This window comes from Methylobacterium sp. CM6247, assembly GCF_054817925.1.
In genome coordinates, this window is sequence record NZ_JBTXKX010000003.1 from 4,758,176 (window position 1) to 4,778,021 (window position 19,846).

The window sequence follows — 19,846 nt, forward strand, 5'->3', positions numbered from 1 at the left end:
CCGGGACTGCCGATCCTCGGATTTCTCCAGGTCGCCAATGAAAAGGCCGCCGTCGCGTGAAGCGACGGCGGCCTTTTTCGTGCCCGTTCCGGCGATCGGACGGCTACAGGAAATCCGAGAAGCCGCCTCTGACCGCACCGACCTGCCTGATCGCGTCGATTGCCTCCGGCGAGATCAGGGCGTCGCGCTCTGCCGCATAGGCGTAGCCCGGCGCCTCGCCGGGGAAGCCGCCGCGCGTGGCGGGATGGGTATACAGCTCGGTCAACCCATCCGGCAGGTGCCGCAGGAGCCCCGCCACACGCTGCGGCGTCATCGCGCCGGACCATGCCAGGCCCAGAGTGCGGTCGGGGATCAGCAAGCCGGCCTGGCGGGCGCGAACCGCGAGGAGCCCGGCCCAGGGGGCGATGTCGAGGGCCGGCTTCGGCGTCGCACCGGGCTCTGCGGCGCGTAGCACGGCGCGGGGCTCGCGCGGCACCCGGATCGCCCGCATGCCGTATCCCCGGCCGATGGCCAGGACGCGCCCGGCGATGAGCGGATGCACATGGAAATGCTTGTGGGCGTTGACGTGGTCGAGGGGCAGCCCAGTGGCTCTGTAAGCTTCGAACTGCGCTGTGATTTCCGCTGAAAGCTGCCGCCGTGCCGAAGGTTTCACCGCGAGGTCGAGGCCGAGGCGACCCATGTCGCGTCGGATCAGCCCGTCCGCATCCACGAGGTCGGGCAGTTCGGCCGGGGGAAGCGTCGGCCAGGCCTCGACCATGACGAGGTGCAGTCCGACGCGAAGGGAGGGAAGGCGCCGGGCGCGGGCCACCGCGTCGGCCGCCGCCGGTGCCGAGACCATCAGGCTGGCAGCGGTGAGGATGCCCTCGCGATGGGCCTGCTCGACAGCCTCGTTCACTTCCCGGCTCAGGCCGAAATCGTCGGCGGTGACGATCAGGCGTTTCATGGCGGCCTTGGTCATGCTCGATGGTCCTCGTCGTTCGGGTGGTCGGGCGATACGCCGGCGAAAGCATCGCGGCCGTGGTCCAGAGTCGCGCCGCCTTTCCCGCCAGAGAGGGCTTGAAGTAGGTGCAAGTTCACGAGCTCAAGGGTGCCCTTCGGCATCCGATCGGACAACGCATCCCTCCCGCCGCCGGCCAGCCTCCGTCGCTGTGGGAACGGGCGAACGCCCGTGGCCTGCAGAGCCCGATCCAGACTGCCCGAAGGTCGGAACCGGAGAACGTTCGAGGCTGCCCAAACAGCAGGAAGGCGAACCCTTTCGTCGTTGACCGCGCCCGTACGAGCGCCGCGCCAAGGATCTAGAGCAGGCGGAGTGGGGTTGGAACCGGCTTTGCGAGCCCTGACCACCACCCGGTGGGCGCCTGAAACAAGAACGGCCGGGCGATGAGCCCGGCCGCTGGTAGTGACGTACGATGAAGGTTGGGCGACCTGAGGATCAGGCGGCTTTTGACGTGCCGGTCTGACGCTCCTTGAGGAAGCGGTAGAATTCCACACCCTCGCGCAGGCGGCGCTTCATCATGTCGGGCGAGCGCACCATCTCGGAGACAATGGAGGCGATCTTCGGGGCGCGGAAGTAGAACTTCCGGTAGAATTCCTCGACCGCCGCGAAGATCTCGGAATGCGACAGGTGCGGGTAGTGCAGCGGGGCGATCTGTACGCCGTTCTCGTCGACGAGCTCGGCATTCTCCACGTCGAGCCAGCCGTTCTCCACGGCCTGCTTGTAGAGGAAGGTGCCCGGGTAAGGGGCGGCCAGCGAGGCCTGGATCGTGTGCGGGTTGATGCGCTTGGCGAAGGCGATCGTCTCCTGGATCGTCTCGCGGGTTTCGCCCGGCAGGCCGACGATGAAGGTGCCGTGGATGGCGATGCCGAGGTCGTGGCAATCCTTGGTGAACTTCTCGGCCACCTCGACGCGCATGCCCTTCTTGATGTTGTTCAAGATCTTCTGGTTGCCGGACTCGTAGCCGACGAGGAGCAGGCGAAGGCCGTTCTCCTTGAGCACCTTCAGGGTCTCGCGGGGCACGTTCGCCTTGGCATTGCACGACCAGGTCACGCCGAGCTTGCCGAGTTCGCGGGCGATCTCCTCGGCGCGCGGGAGATTGTCGGTGAAGGTGTCGTCGTCGAAGAAGAACTCCTTCGTCTGCGGGAACTCCTTCAGGCAGTACTTGATCTCTTCGATCACATGCGCGACCGAACGGGTGCGGTAGGTGTGGCCACCCACGGTCTGCGGCCAGAGGCAGAAGGTGCAGCGGCTCTTGCAGCCACGGCCTGAATAGAACGAGATGTAGGGGTGCTTGAGGTACCCGATGAAGTACTTCTCCATCTGGAGGTCGCGCTTGTAGACCGAGGTGACGAAGGGCAGCTGGTCCATGTCCGTCATGATTTCGCGGTCCTCGTTATGGACTACGACTCCATTGGCGTCCCGGTAGGACAGGCCCTTGATCTCGGACATCGGCGTGCCGTCGGCGACTTCCTTGACGGTGAAGTCGAACTCGTTGCGGGCACAGAAATCGATACACGGGGCCTGGGCCATGGCACCCGCCGCGTCGACCGCGACCTTGGCGCCGATGAGCCCTGCGATGAGCTTGGGGTTAGCGGCCTTGAGAGCCTCGACGGTCTTTACGTCGGACTTGAAGGACGGCACCGAGGTATGCAGCACCACGAGGTCGAAATCGTTGGCCTGGGCCACGATCTCAGCGAGCTTGATGTTGTGCGGGGGGGCGTCGATCAGCTTCGAGTTCGGCACGAGGGCGGCCGGCTGGGCGAGCCAGGTCGGGTACCAGAACGACTTGATCTCGCGCTTGGCCTGGTAGCGAGAGCCCGCTCCGCCATCGAAACCATCGAAGGTGGGGGCCTGGAGGAAGAGCGTGCGCATGGGGTTCAAGGCCTCAGCGAGGGACGGGAATGGGGCGGGTTCAGAGCGAAGCGAGAGTCAGAGCGGGGATGCGCCGGCATCGTGGCCGAGGCTGCGCTCCGGGATCAGCGTACCGTCCGCAACCACCCGATAATCGTGACCTTTCCATGTCACCGCCCCCGACACGAAGCTCCAGGAGAAGTTCATGAAGGAGAGGATGTCGCGAATCGGCAACAGCCAGTAGGGGTGCGGAGCGAGACCGAAGGCGCGCTCCAGGCGGACGCAGAGGATGATGCGGCAGGCGAGCGCCAGGGCCGCCACCACGAGTCCGCTCGTGTCGGCTCCCGGAATCAGGGCGCCGATGAGCGCCAGCGGGAAGGCATGGGTGACGATGGAGCCGGCATACCCGGCCGGATCGACGTTGCGGATGGTCCGGTTCCAGCGCAACTCGTGCTTCCACAGGCCGGCGAGATCGGTGTCGACGCAGGTATGCCCGATCGTGAAGGTCGGGATCGCCACGAGACCGCCCTTGGCGCGCAGGGCTTCGCCCACCGCGTAATCGTCGGCGAGATCGTCGCGGAAGGCCTCGAAGCCCCCCATCTCGGCGAGCGCCTTGGTGGTGAAGGCGATGGTGGAGCCGAAGCAGGGCTTGGCCAGGCCGAGCGAGGTGCCCATCACGACATTGGGCAGGAACTGGACGTCGATGGCGAGCGCCGAGAGATGAGCCCAGACGCCGCGGTTCGCCGGTACGCCATGGTAGAGGCAGGTGACGCCGTTGACGCCGGGCTGAGCCAGCTCGGCAACGATCCGCTCCAGATAATCGGGCTTTGCCACCATGTCGCTGTCCGCTAGCACGATCACCTCGTGGGCGATCAGCGCCGACATGTTGATGAGGTTAGAGACCTTGCGGTTCGAGCCGTGCTGGCGCGCATCGATGACGAGGTCGAGCTTCAGGTCGGGATAGGTTTCGGCGAGGCGGCGCACCACGGCGATCGCCGGATCGGTGGCGTTCTGCACGCCGAAGACGACCTGCATCGGGCCGGCGTAGTCCTGGCGGCAGAAGGTCTCGAGGTTCTCGTAGAGATTGGGCTCCATGCCGCAGAGCGGCTTCAGGATGGTTACCGATGGGCGTGCGGCGTTCGCCGCCAGGACCGGAACGGGGCGGCGTGCGTAGCGGCTCGCCAGGAAGGCAGCCGTCAGCCCGTAGACACAGCCGGCCAGGGCCATGAACTGGAACAGGAGCGAGAGCCAGCTCAGGTTCGCCGAAGGCAGATCCGTCAAGGTGAGGTCCATGATGGGCGAAGCTCGGTCACGGTTTGGTTGAAGGTGCCGCAAGGTCTGGAAGGCGACACGGGCGGGTTCGTCCGGCCAGGCCCGACGAGGGGCGTCTGGCCTGCGTCTAAGGCTTTGGTTTGGCGGCGAGCATCGCCGTGGTCCGATCACGAAGGAATTTCAGCAGGCTTTCCGCCCCGCCCGCCTTCAGCGGATCGGCGAAGCTGCCGCGCATGGCGGCGATCTCGCTGACATTGCCGTTGAGATAGACGTCCTGGATGCGGTTGCTCGAACCCACGAGGTAGTCGACCTGCGAGGCGTCGCCCTCCGAATTGGCGACCTCGGTCTGGACCACGCGGTTCTGGCCGCGCGCTTCACTCTCGGGCTTGATGTCGAACTTGCCGCCGGCGGCCTGCGACAGGCGGGTGGCATAGGTCGCGGTGAAATACTGTTTGAAGGCTTCCGTCAGCGCGCCCTGCTGCTCGGGGGTGAAGCCTTTCCATTTCGCGCCCACGGCGACCCGCGCCATGGTGGCGAAATCCATGCTCTGGTCGAGCACCGGGCCGATGACCAGGGCCCTGCTCTTCACGTCGGCTTCGGGCGCCTTGAGGGCGCCCTCGAAGCTGGAATAAAGGCCGCGTACGGTCTGCACCGCCGCATCCTCCGCCGCACGGGCGGGCCCGACCGACAGGAGGGTCGCTACGAGAAGGGTCGAGGCCACCAGCCCCGATGCGAATCTGCTCACGCGCATTTCCGCAGCGTCTCCATCTCGCTCTCCATCGAGCGCGACACGATGTGGTTTCCCGCGGAATTGGCGGGCACCCGCGACACGGGCATGGAATCCAGGCTCACCGCCCGGGCAATGTCGCCTCCGACTTTCGGCGCGTTCTGCTCCACGGACCTCTGGTCCCGAAACGTCCGATCTTCCACGTCCGGTGCGACCGTCTTGCCTTCCATGAAGTGCCACGCGACGAGGCCGGGCACACCGACCATGAGATCGGCCAGACGCTTCACCAGGGAGAGCGCGAGGGCGGCTTCGGCGGGGATGCCGAAGATCGCGCAGAGGGCGATGAGGCCGCCTTCCTGGGCACCGAGCGCCCCCGGCACGGCGAAGGCGGCACCGCGAACCGCCTGGGCCAGGCTTTCGATGACGATGGCCTCGGCGACCGTCACCGGATAACCCATGAAATGCAGCGCCACATAAACTTCGGCGGCGCCGATGATCCAGCCGATCATGTGCACGCCCATGGCGCCCACGACCCGCTTGGGCGAGGAATAAAGTCGGCGCAGGCTATCGAACAGAACATCGACCGCGCCGAGCGCGCGCCATTCACGGGCGGCGGCAAAGCGGCTCAGCAGGGCCTGGATGATGCGGTGCCCGCTGCGGCGCTGGATCAGGAAGAAGGCGCCGAGAGCCGGGGCCGCGATGGCGAGACCGCCGGCGACGGTGCGCACCACGGGGCCATCGCCATGCAGCCAGGCGAGCAGGGCGACGCCGCCGACCGTGAAGAGGAACTGGGTAACCGCCTGGGTCATCAGGTCCACGAACATGCTGGCGCCGGCGAGCCCTCCGGAGAGGCCGCGCTGCGTCAACAGCCGCGCTCCGACGAAGTCGCCGCCGACGGTGGCCACGGGGAGGAGCGTGTTGATGCCCTCCCGCACGAAACGCAGCGAAATGCAGTTCCACAGGCTCGGACGGTCGTCCCGCGGGAAAACCGTGAACCAGCCGAGGCCGGCCCAGCCGACGGCGACGGCACGGGCCAGCACGACGATGGCAGCGCCCCAACCGGCACTCACCACTGCCGCGGCGACGTCATCGAGACCCGATGACAAGAACAGTCCTGCAACTGTGCAGAGGCCGACGATGAGGGCCAATGTCGTCAGACGCTTCATGATCCCCCTTCGACCGTCGGCGCGGACGATTTTTTAGAGAATTTCACCGACGACCCGGACGAAAAGCCTTCCGGAAAACGTTGGCCTCATCGGAAGTTGCAGCTTTGGATTTCGTTGTCTATCACCCGATAGACACAGTGCGAGCCAAAGCGGCGCTGAGGCTTCTGCCTCGAAGAAACAGCCGCGCAAAGGCACGACCAAGGGACGAATGATGGACCGCGAAGCTTTCACCACGGCTCAGGATGCCGTGCTCGCCGACGCGCAGATCGATACCTACGACGCCAATTCGGCAGCCTATCGCGGGACGCCAGCCCCGAAATCGCCGGTCATGGCATGGAACGAGTGGGACCCTCTGGAAGAGGTGATCGTCGGCAGCCTCGACGGTGCGACCATTCCTTCCCACCACCTCACGGTGATCTTCAACCTGCCGCGCGCAGCGCAGCCGTTCTACCGGTTCGCCGCGGGCTTCCGGTATCCGAAGTTCATGAAGAAGCTCGCCCAGGCCGAGCTCGACAACTTCATCTCGATCCTCGCCGGCGAGGGCGTGAAGGTGCGTCGGCCCGACACGGTGGATTTCTCGCGCAAGTACAACGCCCCGCGCTGGTCCTCCCGTGGCTTCTGCGTTGCCTGCCCGCGCGACCCCTACCTGGTCATCGGCGACGAGATCATCGAGAGCCCGATGTGCTGGCGGTCGCGCTATTTCGAGGGCGACGCTTACCGCTCGCTGTTCAAGGAATATTTTCGCAACGGCGCGCGTTGGACCTCGGCGCCTCGGCCGCAGCTGACGGACGAACTCTACAATTACGATTACCGCGTGCCGAACCTGAAGGCCGGCGAGCCGATGCAGTTCACCGTGAACGAGTTCGAGCCGGTCTTCGACGCGGCCGATTTCGTCCGCTGCGGCCGCGACCTCTTCGTCACCCGCTCCAACGTGACGAACCTGATGGGGATCGAGTGGCTGCGCCGCCACCTCGGCTCGGGCTTCCGCGTCCACGAGATCGAGAGCCGTTGCCCGCAGCCGATGCATATCGACTCGTCCTTCATGCCGCTGGCCCCGGGCAAGGTGCTGGTGAACCCGGACTATATCGACGTCGAGAAGCTGCCCGCCGTGCTCAAGAAGTGGGACGTGCTCATCGCGCCCCGCCCCGACCCGGTCGAGGGCTTCATGAGCAAGATTTCGATGTGCTCGCCCTGGACGTCGATCAATGTGCTGGCCATCGACGAAAAGAAGATCGTCGTCGATGCAAGCCAGCCGACCTTGATCAAGGCACTGAAGGATTGGGGCTTCGATCCGATCCCGGCGCCGTTCCTGTCCTATGGGCCCTTCGGTGGCTCGTTCCACTGCGCCACCCTCGACGTGCGTCGCCGCGGTGCGTTGAAGTCCTACTTCTAATCTGAGAATCGCTTCGGTGCGCTTGTCGCGCCGGAGCGATTTTTTGTCGGTGCCAACATAGGTCTATCGTCGCGTCGGCTTTGTCGTGATGCGTTAGGGAATTGTGTCTATGATCTCCGTCATGGACACGATGCTTCTCAACCCATCCTCGCGCCCTGCCCAAAGGACGAGCCTTGCCGCCATGCCGGCGCTGGCCCTCGCCGGCTCGCTCATCGTGGCGAGCGGCGCCGGAGCCGCGGATCTCATGGAGTTGCAGAGGCCGCCGACGTTCCTCGCCTTGGACCAGAATCTCTGGGTCGTGACGGTGACGGCGACGGTGCAGGCGACGCCGAGTTTTCCGGGGTCGAACGAGTATACCGCCATCGGCTACCCATCGATCAGCATCGCCAAGGCCGGTACGCCACGCCGGTTCTCGTCGCCGGATGACGGGATCAGCTTCTCGCTCTACGATTCGCCGCTCTTCAATGCCGGGCTGACGGCGGAGTACGTGCCCGGCCGCTATTACGGCGACAACCGGCGTGACCTGTTCGGTCTCCGCGATGCCCAGTTCGCCATCGAGCCGGGTGTCTTCGTCGAGTATTACCCCACGCAATGGCTGCGCGCCCGGGCCGAACTGCGCCATGGGATCTTCGGGCATCACGGCTTCGTCGGCTCGCTCGGCGCCGACGTGATCCAGCCCTTCGACCGCTGGCAGGTCTCGGTGGGCCCGCGCTTCAACTTTGGCGATGCCAGCTTCGCCAGGCGCTATTTCGGCGTCAAACCGTTCGAGGCAGCGCTCAACGGGACGCTGACGCCGTTCCAGCCCGACAGCTACGTCACCGTTGGCGGATTGGGAGCGGTGACCTATACGTTCGACGAGCGATGGGCCGCCACTGGGTACGTTGGCTATAACCGGATCGTCGGCTCATCCGCCGAGAGCCCGTTGGTGCGCCGCCAGTTCGGATCGCAGAACCAATACACCTTTGGCATGAAGGTGAATTACAGTTTCACCACGCAGCCCTGGTTCTAGAGACCAAGGCCTGAGGTAGCGAGCGCCTGTCCGAGCCGCCGTTTCACCCGACGATATGGGCTTGGCCACCCCCGTTCGGGACGGCCTGCGCGACGAGCGCCCGCCGCCACGTGAATCCGGCGAGGGCGAGAGCGAGCCCGTATTGCAGCATTCCGTTCTCGGCGAGATCCGCCGGCGCGATTTGTGTCTGGATCGCCCAGCGCGTCAGGGCATTGAGCAGGATCAGCCCCGCGCAGAAAACCGCGGCGGTGATCAAGGCGGCAACGAAATCGGGCATGGCGCGACCTCCGGAGAACCGGAGGCGAACTTTGCAAGGCGCGCGCCAGTCTGGCGGCTGAAGCGGTGCCGGTTCAGGCCGCCGGTGGTTTCGTCGCCACCATCGCGGGATGTTCGGCAAAGCCCGCGAACCATGCCGCCAGATCCCTATGGTCCCGCGTCCAGCCGAGTTCGGCAAAGCGCAGGTCGAGATATCCGAGGGCGCAGCCCAGGCTGATCGTTCCGATATCGACTCGGCCGACGAGGCGTTCCGCCCCTGCGTCGAGGGACGCGAGCGAGCTCCGGATCTTGGCCTCCTGACTGTCCATCCAGGTGCTGGAGCGTTCGGAGGCGTCGCGTGCCGTGAGTTCGTAGCGGATCAGCAGGGCCGCATCGAGAATGCCGTCGGCGATGGATTGGTCGTTGAGCGCCGTCCATCTCGCGGGACCGGCCGAGGGGAACAGCCCTCCCCCGGCTTGGGTGTCGAGATACTCGCAGATGACCCTGCTGTCGGCCAATGCGTGGCCCTCGTCGTCAAGCAGGGTCGGAACCTGTGCCAGCGGATGATGGGTCAGGATGGTGCCGTCGCGCTTCACCGGATGGGCCGCGCTCGGTAGCAGCTCGATACGGTCGACGATGCCCAGCACGTGGGCACAGGCCATGACCTTCCGCGCGAAGGGAGAGAAGTGCGAGTGGAACAGCTTCATCGTGACCTGTAGAGCTCGTTGCGCAAGCACAAGACCGTGCCGGCCTGCTGTTTGCGAAAAGCTACCGGGATGACAAGCCCCGGTGCCCCGCGCCTGAACCCTGACTCATCTCGGGTGTGATGGATCAGGGACGTCGCACCGGCTTGGGCTTGGGTTGCGTGGCCGCCGCAGGCGTCGGAGCCGGCGCATGCGCGGCCGCCGGAGCAGCACGGGGCGTCTCCACGACCAGACGCTTCACCGGCCAGCCGTCGCTCCAGCGTTCCATGTCGCTGAGCCGCGGATTGGCCTTGAGGGTGGTGGCGTCGCCGCCGAACGCCGCTGCGGCGGCCAGATCGAACGTCTTCCAATAGGCGAGGTAATCGAGGCTATCTGCCCGAGAATTGTTCAGTTGCGCGAGCAGTGTCGTCTGCTCGCCGGTCAGCGACATGTCGGCCGACCATTTGAACGGTGTCGGCGGCTGCTTCGGATCCTTCGGCGGCTCCGGAGGAAGCTTGATGGCTCCCCCATCATAGGCCGTGTCCACGGCACCCGGCGAGGTCAAGGTCGCCGTCAGCGAGGGAAAGCCGTGGTCGTCGGAGAGCGCGCGGATGAAGAGCTTGCGCTCGGGCGCGACGCCGCTCGCCTCACGCAGGAGCCGTTTGGCGGCGAGATCCGCCGCGCGGGCATCGCGGTCGCCGATGACGGTGATGACGAGCGTCTCGGATGGGATCTTCGACAGGTCGCGCAGCACGACGCCCCTGGATTTGGCGTCGCTGGCGATCCCCCCCGGCATGATGGCGAAGACGAGGCGCGGCACGGGCAAGCCGGTGCTGTCGGCATCGGCGGCGAGGTTGGCGGCGATCGGAGCCCCCGCGAGGTGGCCGATCAGTGCAACCCGCTTCGGATCCGGTTTGGCGTCGGGATCGGATTCGAGTTCCGCGAGGGCGGCCTTCACGAGTTTCTCGGCATTGCCCGTGGCGTCAGCCGGCCGCGTGCGGTTGACCTCCTGAAAGCGCGGAAACAGCACGAGATATCCGGCGCGGGCGAGGTGATCGATCCAGGCACCGTAGGGCTGCGGGTTCGGGGCCCCCCAGGCGTGGAGGAACACCACGACGGGCCGTCCCTCCGCAGGCGCGGCACCAGCTGAGTAGAAGACGAAGGTCGCGGCACTCGGCCGTCCCAGCGCCCGCTTCACGATCGAGAGGGAGCGGTTTCCCACACCGCCGGGGCCGTCGGCAGGCTGGTTGGGGGGCGTCGCGGCGAAGGCCGGTTCGCATAACGGCGCAGCGACCAGCAAAGCGCCGAGAACGAGGCAGGCTTTCAAACGCATGACGGGCTCGTCAGATCGATCCGGAAGGGTCCGTTCGACATATCAGGTTTTAGGACATCGATGGGGCGGCGATCCAAGTCTTGCGCCAAGTCTCAGCGGCCGTGCGTCATTCGGGCCGCACCGATCACGTCGTCCCGATCGCGGCAGGGGCGAACGATGCTAGCGCCCGGCCTCGGTTTCATTGCGCCTTTCATCGATCAGCGCCGCCAGACGAAGCAGTTCGTCGGGCGCGGAACGATCGATCATATCACCGTAAAGGGAGCGTAGATCCTCGCCGACTTTCTGCATCATCCGCGCCTCCGAGAAGACCGTATAGGAATGCCCGGGGCGGCTGATATTGGCCATGTTGGTATTGGCGGCGCTGGTCATTGGAAACCCATGGCCCGTCACTGATCGACGGGGGACTGAACCAACCAACGGTTGGAGCCCGTCAAGTTTCCCTATGATCTATGATATTTTTAGAACGGCCCGGTGGCCCGTCAGGGAGCGGTGCCACCGATCACGTCTATACCCGCACCTTGCGCGGGAGCACGGCCCGCCGCCTCCTCGACCCAAGCGAGGATGTCGGATGCCCGCCATGGTTTCGGGATGAAAGTCGCGGAAATCCGCAGGTCACTGGGCTGGTCGCCCGCATCACCGGATGTGAGAAGCACGCGTACCCGCGGCCAGGTGACTCCGATGATCCGCGCGAGTTCGAAGCCGCCGATGGGGCCAGGGGTTCGCACATCGGAGAAGACGACGCTCACAGCGCCGTCCTTCTCGTTCAGGATGGCGAGGGCGCGTTCGGCGGTTTCCGCCTCGATGACGCTGAACCCGGTCTCTTCCAGGAGTGCGGCCGCGAGGTAGCGCTCATCCGGCTCGTCCTCGACGACGAGGATGATGGGTCTCTCGCCTGATGGATTCGCAGCACTCATGGGTCCGGAACGCTCTTCAGGCTTGACAGCCGCTCTAGCCGTTATCCCAGCAACGCTATGTAGTCCTACCCGTCAATGTGTCGAACCGGCGCTCGGATCGTGATTTCCGACATGCATCCATCCCTGAAATCATGATCAGAGCGGCGGTTTCTCCATTGTAACAGAGGGAACGCTCCTGTGGGAGGTGCCCGAACGCTCCGATTCGGTCGATCGTCGCGTTGGTCGATGAGGGTACGATTTAGCCGACCCCGTGGCTTTTGAGGAACGCCAGCGCGCGTGCCCAGCCCTGCTCCGCACTGTCCTTGCGATAGCTCGGCCGGTAATCGGCATGGAACCCGTGCGGTGCGTCGGGGAAGACGACGAGCTCGACACTCCGCCCCGCAGCATTCGCTCGGTCGCGGGCCTCCTCGACGCTGGCGATGGGAATGCCGGTATCGGCGCCGCCATAGAGTGCCAGAAGCGGTGCGCGGATGTCCGCTGCGACGTCCCCTGCCGTTTTCGGCTGCAGGCTCGTACGGTCGCCGCCGAGTGGGCCGTACCAGGCCACCGCGGCTTTCAGATCGCGCCGATGCGCCGCGTAGAGCCATGCCCCGCGACCGCCCCGGCACCATCCCATCGTGCCGATCCGCTCGGGATCGGCCTTCGAATCGGCAACGGCCCAGGACGCTGCCGCATCGAGATCCGCGATCCACTCGGCATCGGGCGTCTTCAGGATGACGTCGCGAACGATCGCCTTCACATCCGTCATAGTCGAGAGATCGCCCTGCCTTGCGTAGAGCTCGGGCGCCACGGCGCAATAGCCGGCCTTGGCCAGGCGGCGGCACACGTCCTTGATATATTCGTGAACCCCGAAAATCTCTTCGATGACGAGGACGAGGGGAAACAGGCCCGCTCCCTCGGGCATCGCCCGATAACCCGGCATCGGCCCGTCGGTCGCGGGGATCTTCACCTCGCCGGCGACGAGACCATTGGAATCGGTCGTAACGGCCTGAGCCTGCGCATTCGCCTCGGCCAGGGTGAACCCGGCGATCAGGCTCGTCATCACGAAGCCCCGGCGCGAGAGGGGGGGAACGACGAGCCCATCGAGGCCGCCCAGTCCCTTGCTCCGATCGTCCTTGTCCGTCACGCGCTCGTCCATGGATTGACCTCCTGCACGGCGCCCCTCGACGCCTTTCAGGAAACTAGGGCGTCGCGGAGGGAGGTCACGTCAGGACAGGGCGACGCGCGCCGTATCCTTCTCTTCCTTCCGCCCCGCGACGTTGCGGTGGGGAACGGGCCGGCCCTCGGATGCGGTGGGTCTCCGCCGAGCGAGGGATTTCGGACGTACCAGTTCCGCCAGTTTCGTGAAGCCTTCGGTGCCGCCCTGTCCGCCCTGCCCCATCCTGAGGCCAAAACCGGTGACGAAGGATTGCGACAACGCCTCGTCGCGCTCGACGTTGAAGAGATCGGCAGCCGCCTGAAACGCGTCGCGGAACGGACGCAGCGAGCACCAGCTCTTCTCCGCCAGATGCAGCGGCCATTCCCACAGGCCGGACTCGGAGCGCCGGCCCAAGCTCTCGCGGGCGATTAAATACCCGGTCCCGCGATGTTCGAGACCGTCCGCGATCACGCGCCAATCGGCATTCTCGAACAGGATCGTTTCATCGCCGTAAGCTTGAACGTCGAGCATCGCGTTCCCCTGTCATCGTCGAGGAACCCGATGTCTCAGGTTCGCTCGCCTTTGGAACAATATGGGAACATTGGTCAGAAACGAGGCGGCCGTCAAGATGCTTGTTCACGCTGTGTTCGCGGGGTAGTGCCATGACGATCCTCGTTTCGCTCTGGTCAGCGCGATGGGAACATCGTGTGGTCGACTTGGTCACCCGCCTTGATTCCGAGCTTAGCCGTGACACCGGCATTGAGTTCGAGAACGGCAACCACTGGCTCTCCCGACGGAATGACCTTGGTCGAAAGCGGCTCGGTATTGGTCGCGATCCGAGCAATGCTTCCATCCGGGCGGATGAAGAGCATGTCGAGGGGCAGGTAGGTGTTCTTCATCCACATCGCGACGCGCTCGACCTTCTGGAAGTCGAAGAGCATCCCGTGCTCAGGCGCCATCGCGCGGCGGAACATCAGGCCGCGCGAGCGCGATTCGTCGTCGCGCATCACCTCGACGGAGAAGCTGTGCCTGCCGCTCTTGCCCGTGATCGCAAGGGGCTCCTGCGCGGCCGAATCCTGAGCATTGGCGAGGCCGAGACCAGCGAGAATCGTGATCAGGATCAGGAGCGCGCGCAAGGGCGCGGACCTGCGAACGTCTTGGATTGGTGTCACGTGGTCATTCCGTCAATGGGAGGCGGGCAGCGCGCCGTCCAGAAGCCGGACTTCGGCTGCCATCTTACCCTTCGAGCCGTCGCCGTAGCGCACGAGAACGGTTTCGCCGGGCTTCAGTTCGGCGATGCCGTAGCGACGCAACGTCTCCATATGGACGAAGATGTCGGGGGAGCCGTCCCCCCGGCTGAGAAAGCCGAAACCGCGCAACCGGTTGAACCACTTCACCACGGCCGTCTCGAGCCCGCTCGTCGCCGTGACGCTCACATGGGTGCGGGGCATCGGGAGTTCGGACGGGTGGATCGCCGTCGACTGATCGAGGGATATCACCCGGAAGGCCTGCCATCCGCGTGGCCGCTCGGTGGCTTCCACCACGATGCGCGCGCCCTCGCTGGCGGCCGAGAATCCGTCGCGGCGCAGGCACGTGATGTGAACCAAGACGTCGGCCGAGCCGTCATCGGGAAGGATGAAGCCGAAGCCCTTCGACACATCGAACCATTTGATGCGCCCCGAAACCTCGATGAGGTCGAGGGGGCGCTGCACCTCTCCGTCGCCGAGGTCGGTGCCACGTCCACCGGTCGATTCACCCATCGCGCGCTGGCCGTGCGAGCCTGATTCGAAATCGTCGGACATGTAAGCAACCCACACCGAATCACGCGACGCGATCCGCACCATAGATTAACAAAGTCATGACTCGGCGGAAGCCCGTTTGGCGGACATCGACTGCGGCGATTGAGACATTCTTCATCATATTGGCATGAGAGCAACAAGGAACCGGGCAACGGGCGGCGCGGCGCCTTTCTCGCCCGCAACGGTGACTCAGCGGCTGCCGCCGAAAAATCCGGATACGGCCTATCCGCCCGCGACCCGCCGCTTCTCGTTCGTGACTTGGACGGTTTTCGACGCTTCACGCGGAGCGCCGGTCACACTGGGCGATGCTGGGCCCTTGCATCCGCCTCGCCACCGGCGATAGCCAACGCGCATGACTCAGATCGTATCGTCCGAGATCGGACGTCCGCCCAGCGCGGGCTCGTTGCGCCACTCCGAACGGTTCAAGCCGGCGAGGCCGTTCGCATGAGTGCCTCCACGGCGAGACCTGTCGCTGCGTCCTCCGCATCGCCGGCCTCCGAAGAACTCGGTGGAACGCCGCGGCGGTTCGATAGTCTCGATGTCGCGCGGGGCGGCGCTCTGCTGGCGATGGCCGTCTACCACACCACCTGGGACCTCGGGCACCTCGCGCTCACGCCCGAGAACTACGCTCTGGCCCCGTTGTGCAAGGTCGCGGCGCACCTCATCGCGGGCACGTTCCTCGTTCTGGTCGGGATCGGCCTCGTCCTGATGAACCGGGACGGTCTCCGACCCCGCGCGTTCCTCCTGCGGCTCGCACGGATCGGCATCGCCGCCCTCCTCATCACGGCCGCAACGGTCTACGCGTTTCCGGATAGCTTCATCTTCTTCGGCATCCTGCATTGCATCGCCGTGTCGAGCGTGCTCGCCGTGCCATTCCTGCGGGTGTCGCCGGCCGTTGCACTGGTGGTGGGGATCGTCGTTCTGGCGACGCCGGCCGTGATGGCGAACCCGGATTATCACCTCGCGGTCTTCGACGACCCCATGCTGAGCTTCCTCGGCCTCGGCATGGTTCCGCCGCGGACCAACGATTACGTGCCGCTGTTTCCCTGGTTCGGCCTGGTTCTCTTGGGGCTGGTAGCGGCGCGGCTCGGTCTGCCGGCTTTCCTGCGCACGAAATGGGCGACGTGGCGGCCGGGATCGCTCGCCTCGCGCGGGCTGGCTTTGGCCGGGCGCCACAGCCTCGCCGTGTATCTCGTGCATCAGCCGGTGCTGCTCGCCCTGCTCACGGGCGTCGTGACGGTGACCGGCCCTCATCCGAAGGCAGGTCTCGCGGCGTTCCGTCAGGATTACCGGGTCCAGTGCGAGACGACCGGAGGTTCCGCGCAGACATGCCGGGTGGCGGCGCGCTGTGTCGCCGATGCCCTCCAGCGAGAGAATCTCTGGGCGATCACGGGGCGGGGATTCAGCGTCGAAGAGCGGGCGAAGGCCCAGGCTCTGTCTCAGTCCTGTTACGACGCCGCCGAAGGGCCGGCGCCGTCGCCCTGAGGCGGATCAGGCCGGCATCGGTCTCCCGCGGGAGATCGATGCCCGAGCCTCGAAGTCCGAGCCTCGAACCGGCGGGTCTCAATCCTTGGCGCGTTCCACGTAGGAACCGTCTTCCGTCAGGATGACCACACGGGTGCCGACCGCCACATGCGGCGGGACGGCGGTGCGCACTCCGTTCGACAGGATCGCCGGCTTGTAGGAAGACGAGGCCGTCTGCCCCTTCATCGCCGGTTCGGTCTCGGTGATCTCGAGGGTGACGCGCTGCGGCAGTTCGACCGTGAGCGGCACGTCGTTGTGCAGGGCCAGCATCACCTTCATGCCCTCCTGAAGGTAGGGCGCCGCGCTGCCGATCACGTCCTTGGGAACCGCGACCTGATCGTAGTTCTCAGGGTTCATGAAGTGGTAGCCCTCGCCATCCTCGTACAGGAAGGTGTGCTCGCGATCCTCCACGAAGGCACGCTCTACCGACTCGGTGGTGCGGTAGCGCTCGGACACCTTCACCCCATCGGTGATGCGGCGCATGTCGAGCTGCGTGACGGGGGTGCCCTTGCCGGGATGGATGTTCTCCACCGTCAAGATGACGTAGAGCTTGCCGTCCTTGTCGACGACGTTGCCCTTGCGGAGCGTAGAGGCGATCACCTTCACGGGGTCAGATCCTGTTCGAGACAATATATACGACGCCCCGGCGTGGATTCGGCCCACGGGAGCGACATCTGTGCCCCGCCACTATCCTATCCTGCGTCGTGTTGCCAGCAGCCCGGCGCCTGTGCCCGCAAATGGTGCGCCGGCTAGGGGGAGAACCGGCGTGAGCGGCTCACCGTCTCCGTGGTGGGCGCCGCATCGGCATGCCGATCGCCGCCCGGCCCTGCTCGCGCGAAACCGTATCGTCGCTGCTCTGCGCGGGCATTTCGCGGCCCGCGACTTCGTCGAGGTCGAAGCCGCCGCCCTCCAGGTCTCGCCGGGCAACGAGGCCCATCTCTCGGCCTTCGCCACCTCCGCCATCGGCCATGACGGTGCCGCCTCCCCGCTCTATCTCCACACCTCGCCGGAATTCGCCTGCAAGAAGCTGTTGGCCGCGGGTGAGACGCGCCTGTTCAGCCTGGCGCGGGTCTTCCGCAACCGTGAGCGCGGTCCCCTGCACCATCCGGAATTCACCATGCTGGAATGGTACCGGGCGGGGCAGGATTACGAGGTGCTGATGCGTGACTGCGCCGACATTCTGGCCTTGGCGGCCGACGAGGCTAAGACGCGCTCCCTCCGCTTTCGGGGAAGGGAATCCGATCCCTTCGCGGATTTCGAGCGTCTCACGCTCGCCGAGGCGTTCGAGCGCCATGCCGACATCGACCTCCTGGCGACGATCGAGCCTGGCGGGGGCACCGACAGGGACGGCCTCGCTGCCGGCGTGGTCGCATGCGGCCTGCGGGTGGCGGCCGACGATTCCTGGGCCGACCTGTTCAGCCGCGTCCTCGTCGCCCTCATCGAGCCGAAGCTCGGCGACGGACGGCCGACCCTGCTCTACGAATATCCCGTGAGCGAGGCGGCCCTGGCCCGTCCCAGCGCCCACGACCCCCGCGTAGCGGAGAGGTTCGAGCTCTACGCATGCGGCGTGGAACTCGCCAACGCCTTCGGCGAACTCACCGACCCGCACGAGCAGCGGAGGCGCTTCGAGATCGAGATGGCGGAGAAGGCGCGCATCTACGGCGAGACCTACCCGATCGACGAGGATTTCCTCTCGGCCCTGGCCATCATGCCGGAGGCGAGCGGCATCGCGCTGGGCCTCGACAGGCTAGTCATGCTCGCGGTCGGCGCGCCGCGCATCGACGACGTGATCTGGACTCCGGTCGCGGAGACAGCGTTGGAAATGGGGGAAGGAGCGTGAACAGGCCGCTTCCCCGTTCCCTGCCCCGCTCCCTTCGCAACCCCGCGCAGCTCGTCGAAGCCGGGCTCGTCGCTCCGTCCGATCTTTCCGCGCTCGAAGCGGTGGCGGCGCGATACGCGGTCTCGGTGACGCCCGACATGGCCGAACTGATCGACCCGACCGATCCCGCCGATCCCATCGCCCGCCAGTTCCTGCCCCGCGCGGAGGAACTGGAGACACGTCCGGAGGAGGATTCGGACCCGATCGGCGATGCCGCGCATTCGCCGCTTCCGGGCCTCGTCCACCGCTATCCCGACCGGGTGCTGCTGAAGCCCCTGCATATCTGCCCGGTCTATTGCCGCTTCTGCTTCCGCCGCGAGATGGTGGGGCCGGACGGGCTCGGCACCCTGAGCGAGGACGAACTCGCCGCCGCTTTCGCATACATCGCCGACTGGCCCGACATCTGGGAGGTGATCCTCACCGGGGGCGACCCGTTCGCGCTCTCGGCCCGCCGGCTCGGGCAGATCGCCGAGGCCCTCGCCGTCATCCCGCACGTCAAGGTCCTGCGCATCCATACCCGTGTGCCGGTTGTCGAGCCCGCCCGCGTGGACGACGATCTCGTCGCTGCCCTGAAGCGCTTCGGCGGTGCGGTCTATGTCGCGCTCCACGCCAATCATCCGCGCGAATTCACGCCGGCCGCGAAAGGCGCCATCGCCCGTCTCGTCGATGCCGGCATCCCGATGGTGAGCCAGTCGGTGCTGCTCGCCGGGGTCAACGACGACCCCGAGACCCTCGCGAGCCTGATGCGAAGCTTCGTCGAGAACCGGGTGAAGCCCTACTATCTTCATCATGGCGATCTCGCGCCCGGCACCGGGCACCTGCGCACCGGATTGGCGGCGGGTCGCAACCTCATGGGACGCCTGCGCGGGCGCCTGTCCGGCCTCGCCCAACCGCTCTACGTGCTCGATATTCCCGGCGGCCACGGCAAGGTGCCGGTGGGGCCGTCCTATCTCGCAAGCGACAGGTCCGGCTGGCGTGTCACCGACCCTCACGGGCTGGAGCATCCCTACCCGCCGGATGCGGACAGGCCGGACCGAGACTGACCCGCGCGCGGACGCGCCCGACTGAGACGAGGCTTCAGGGTCCAGACATGTTCTTTCCGCTCTCGAAACTGATCTATTTCGTCATCACGCCCTCGAACTTCTTCATCCTGATCGGGCTCCTCGGCTGCGTCCTGATGTTCGGCGGCTGGACGCCGCGCCTCGGGCGCGGTCTGGCCCTCCTCGGCTTCGCCGGGCTCTTCCTCGGCGGCCTCCTGCCCCTCTCTGCCTGGATCACCCTGCCCCTCGAAAACCGTTTCCCGCGCTTCGCGGAGGATGGGGCACCGATCAAGGGCGTGATCGTGCTCGGTGGCGCCGTTGAGACCCAGACGACGTTGGCGCGCGGCCAGCTCTCGGTGAACGATGCCGGCGAGCGCCAGATCGCCTTCGCGGATCTCGCGCGCCGCTACCCGGAGGCGCGGCTGCTCTTCTCCGGGGGCAGCGGATTGCTCGGCACCGACGGGACGTCGGAGGCCGAGATCGTCAGCCGCTTCGCCGACACGCTCGGGCTGCCGCGCACGCGGCTGATCCTGGAAGACCGCTCGCGCAACACCCACGAGAACGCGCGTTTCTCGGCCGATCTCGTCAAGCCGGTGGCGGGTGAACGCTGGCTGCTCGTCACCTCCGCCTGGCACATGCCACGCGCCATCGGCTGCTTTCGCCAGGCCGGTTTCGACGTGACGGCCTATCCGGTCGATTACCGCACGGTGGGATGGAGCGACGCGTGGAAGCTGAAGAGCTTCGCCTCCGACGGGCTGCTGGTCCTCGACCTCGTGGTCAAGGAATGGATCGGCTTGGTCGTCTACCGGCTCGCCGGCTATACCGACGCGATGCTGCCGGCGCCGCGGACGAAGGCCGACTGATCT

The 19,846-nt window shown here is 66.0% G+C and carries 21 protein-coding genes; 6 read left to right on the forward strand and 15 right to left on the reverse strand.

All coding sequences use genetic code 11. The annotated features are described in order from the left end of the window. Positions 1 to 103: 103 nt before the first annotated feature. The 5 genes from hpnK to ACYQOP_RS23545 form a co-directional block, all read right to left on the reverse strand. Positions 104 to 943: a hopanoid biosynthesis-associated protein HpnK gene (gene hpnK / locus ACYQOP_RS23525; RefSeq protein ID WP_461225444.1), complete on the reverse strand. Its 840-nt coding sequence runs from the start codon at positions 941 to 943 to the stop codon at positions 104 to 106. A 489-nt stretch (positions 944 to 1,432) separates the two neighbouring features. Then, positions 1,433 to 2,869 (reverse strand): hopanoid biosynthesis associated radical SAM protein HpnJ, encoded by a 1,437-nt coding sequence (gene hpnJ / locus ACYQOP_RS23530; protein ID WP_056423872.1) that lies wholly within the window; start codon positions 2,867 to 2,869, stop codon positions 1,433 to 1,435. Between the two features lie 57 nt (positions 2,870 to 2,926). Next, positions 2,927 to 4,141: a bacteriohopanetetrol glucosamine biosynthesis glycosyltransferase HpnI gene (gene hpnI, locus ACYQOP_RS23535; protein WP_311274679.1), complete on the reverse strand. Its 1,215-nt coding sequence runs from the start codon at positions 4,139 to 4,141 to the stop codon at positions 2,927 to 2,929. A gap of 106 nt (positions 4,142 to 4,247) precedes the next feature. After that, positions 4,248 to 4,871, reverse strand: coding sequence for an MlaC/ttg2D family ABC transporter substrate-binding protein (locus tag ACYQOP_RS23540; protein ID WP_461224469.1), 624 nt, complete (start codon positions 4,869 to 4,871; stop codon positions 4,248 to 4,250). Continuing rightward, on the reverse strand, positions 4,862 to 6,013 hold the full coding sequence (locus ACYQOP_RS23545) for an HpnL family protein (protein ID WP_461224471.1): 1,152 nt from the start codon (positions 6,011 to 6,013) through the stop codon (positions 4,862 to 4,864). The genes ACYQOP_RS23540 and ACYQOP_RS23545 overlap by 10 nt, the downstream gene beginning before the upstream one ends. A gap of 211 nt (positions 6,014 to 6,224) precedes the next feature. Here ACYQOP_RS23545 and ACYQOP_RS23550 point away from each other — a divergent pair, with 211 nt between their 5' ends. Then, on the forward strand, positions 6,225 to 7,406 hold the full coding sequence (locus ACYQOP_RS23550) for a hypothetical protein (protein ID WP_056424469.1): 1,182 nt from the start codon (positions 6,225 to 6,227) through the stop codon (positions 7,404 to 7,406). Positions 7,407 to 7,536: 130 nt separating this feature from the next. Continuing rightward, on the forward strand, positions 7,537 to 8,415 hold the full coding sequence (locus tag ACYQOP_RS23555; RefSeq protein WP_461225446.1) for a MipA/OmpV family protein: 879 nt from the start codon (positions 7,537 to 7,539) through the stop codon (positions 8,413 to 8,415). 43 nt (positions 8,416 to 8,458) lie between these two features. Here ACYQOP_RS23555 and ACYQOP_RS23560 read toward each other — a convergent pair whose 3' ends face one another. The 9 genes from ACYQOP_RS23560 to ACYQOP_RS23600 form a co-directional block, all read right to left on the reverse strand. After that, entirely contained in the window at positions 8,459 to 8,692 is a 234-nt protein-coding gene (locus ACYQOP_RS23560) for a hypothetical protein (protein ID WP_056423865.1), read from the reverse strand. A 73-nt stretch (positions 8,693 to 8,765) separates the two neighbouring features. Further along, a complete protein-coding gene (locus ACYQOP_RS23565) occupies positions 8,766 to 9,377 on the reverse strand; it encodes a glutathione S-transferase family protein (protein ID WP_207410448.1) in 612 nt (203 codons plus the stop codon). A 124-nt stretch (positions 9,378 to 9,501) separates the two neighbouring features. Then, a complete protein-coding gene (locus ACYQOP_RS23570; protein WP_419952718.1) occupies positions 9,502 to 10,686 on the reverse strand; it encodes an alpha/beta hydrolase in 1,185 nt (394 codons plus the stop codon). Positions 10,687 to 10,845: 159 nt separating this feature from the next. Further along, entirely contained in the window at positions 10,846 to 11,055 is a 210-nt protein-coding gene (locus ACYQOP_RS23575; protein WP_207410452.1) for a hypothetical protein, read from the reverse strand. 110 nt (positions 11,056 to 11,165) lie between these two features. After that, entirely contained in the window at positions 11,166 to 11,600 is a 435-nt protein-coding gene (locus ACYQOP_RS23580) for a response regulator (RefSeq protein ID WP_056423856.1), read from the reverse strand. A 238-nt stretch (positions 11,601 to 11,838) separates the two neighbouring features. Then, positions 11,839 to 12,738, reverse strand: coding sequence for a dienelactone hydrolase family protein (locus tag ACYQOP_RS23585; protein WP_461224475.1), 900 nt, complete (start codon positions 12,736 to 12,738; stop codon positions 11,839 to 11,841). Positions 12,739 to 12,807: 69 nt separating this feature from the next. After that, positions 12,808 to 13,269, reverse strand: coding sequence for a hypothetical protein (locus tag ACYQOP_RS23590; RefSeq protein WP_461224477.1), 462 nt, complete (start codon positions 13,267 to 13,269; stop codon positions 12,808 to 12,810). A gap of 155 nt (positions 13,270 to 13,424) precedes the next feature. Then, a complete protein-coding gene (locus ACYQOP_RS23595; RefSeq protein WP_056424462.1) occupies positions 13,425 to 13,859 on the reverse strand; it encodes a DUF192 domain-containing protein in 435 nt (144 codons plus the stop codon). Between the two features lie 63 nt (positions 13,860 to 13,922). Further along, a complete protein-coding gene (locus ACYQOP_RS23600) occupies positions 13,923 to 14,498 on the reverse strand; it encodes a cold-shock protein (protein WP_244478141.1) in 576 nt (191 codons plus the stop codon). Between the two features lie 483 nt (positions 14,499 to 14,981). Here ACYQOP_RS23600 and ACYQOP_RS23605 point away from each other — a divergent pair, with 483 nt between their 5' ends. Next, positions 14,982 to 16,022: a DUF1624 domain-containing protein gene (locus tag ACYQOP_RS23605; protein ID WP_461224479.1), complete on the forward strand. Its 1,041-nt coding sequence runs from the start codon at positions 14,982 to 14,984 to the stop codon at positions 16,020 to 16,022. A 78-nt stretch (positions 16,023 to 16,100) separates the two neighbouring features. On the opposite strand, the gene efp is transcribed toward ACYQOP_RS23605, so the two are convergent. Continuing rightward, a complete protein-coding gene (gene efp / locus ACYQOP_RS23610) occupies positions 16,101 to 16,667 on the reverse strand; it encodes an elongation factor P (protein ID WP_056423850.1) in 567 nt (188 codons plus the stop codon). Positions 16,668 to 16,827: 160 nt separating this feature from the next. On the opposite strand from efp, the gene epmA reads away from it, so the two are divergent. From epmA to ACYQOP_RS23625, 3 genes are read left to right on the forward strand one after another with little or no spacing between them, the layout of a single operon-like run. Continuing rightward, positions 16,828 to 17,901: an EF-P lysine aminoacylase EpmA gene (gene epmA / locus ACYQOP_RS23615; RefSeq protein ID WP_461224481.1), complete on the forward strand. Its 1,074-nt coding sequence runs from the start codon at positions 16,828 to 16,830 to the stop codon at positions 17,899 to 17,901. A 20-nt stretch (positions 17,902 to 17,921) separates the two neighbouring features. Continuing rightward, complete coding sequence (locus ACYQOP_RS23620) at positions 17,922 to 18,983, forward strand: lysine-2,3-aminomutase-like protein (protein ID WP_461225449.1); 1,062 nt, start codon at positions 17,922 to 17,924, stop codon at positions 18,981 to 18,983. A 47-nt stretch (positions 18,984 to 19,030) separates the two neighbouring features. Next, a complete protein-coding gene (locus tag ACYQOP_RS23625) occupies positions 19,031 to 19,843 on the forward strand; it encodes a YdcF family protein (RefSeq protein WP_311274690.1) in 813 nt (270 codons plus the stop codon). The last annotated feature ends 3 nt before the right edge of the window (positions 19,844 to 19,846 follow it).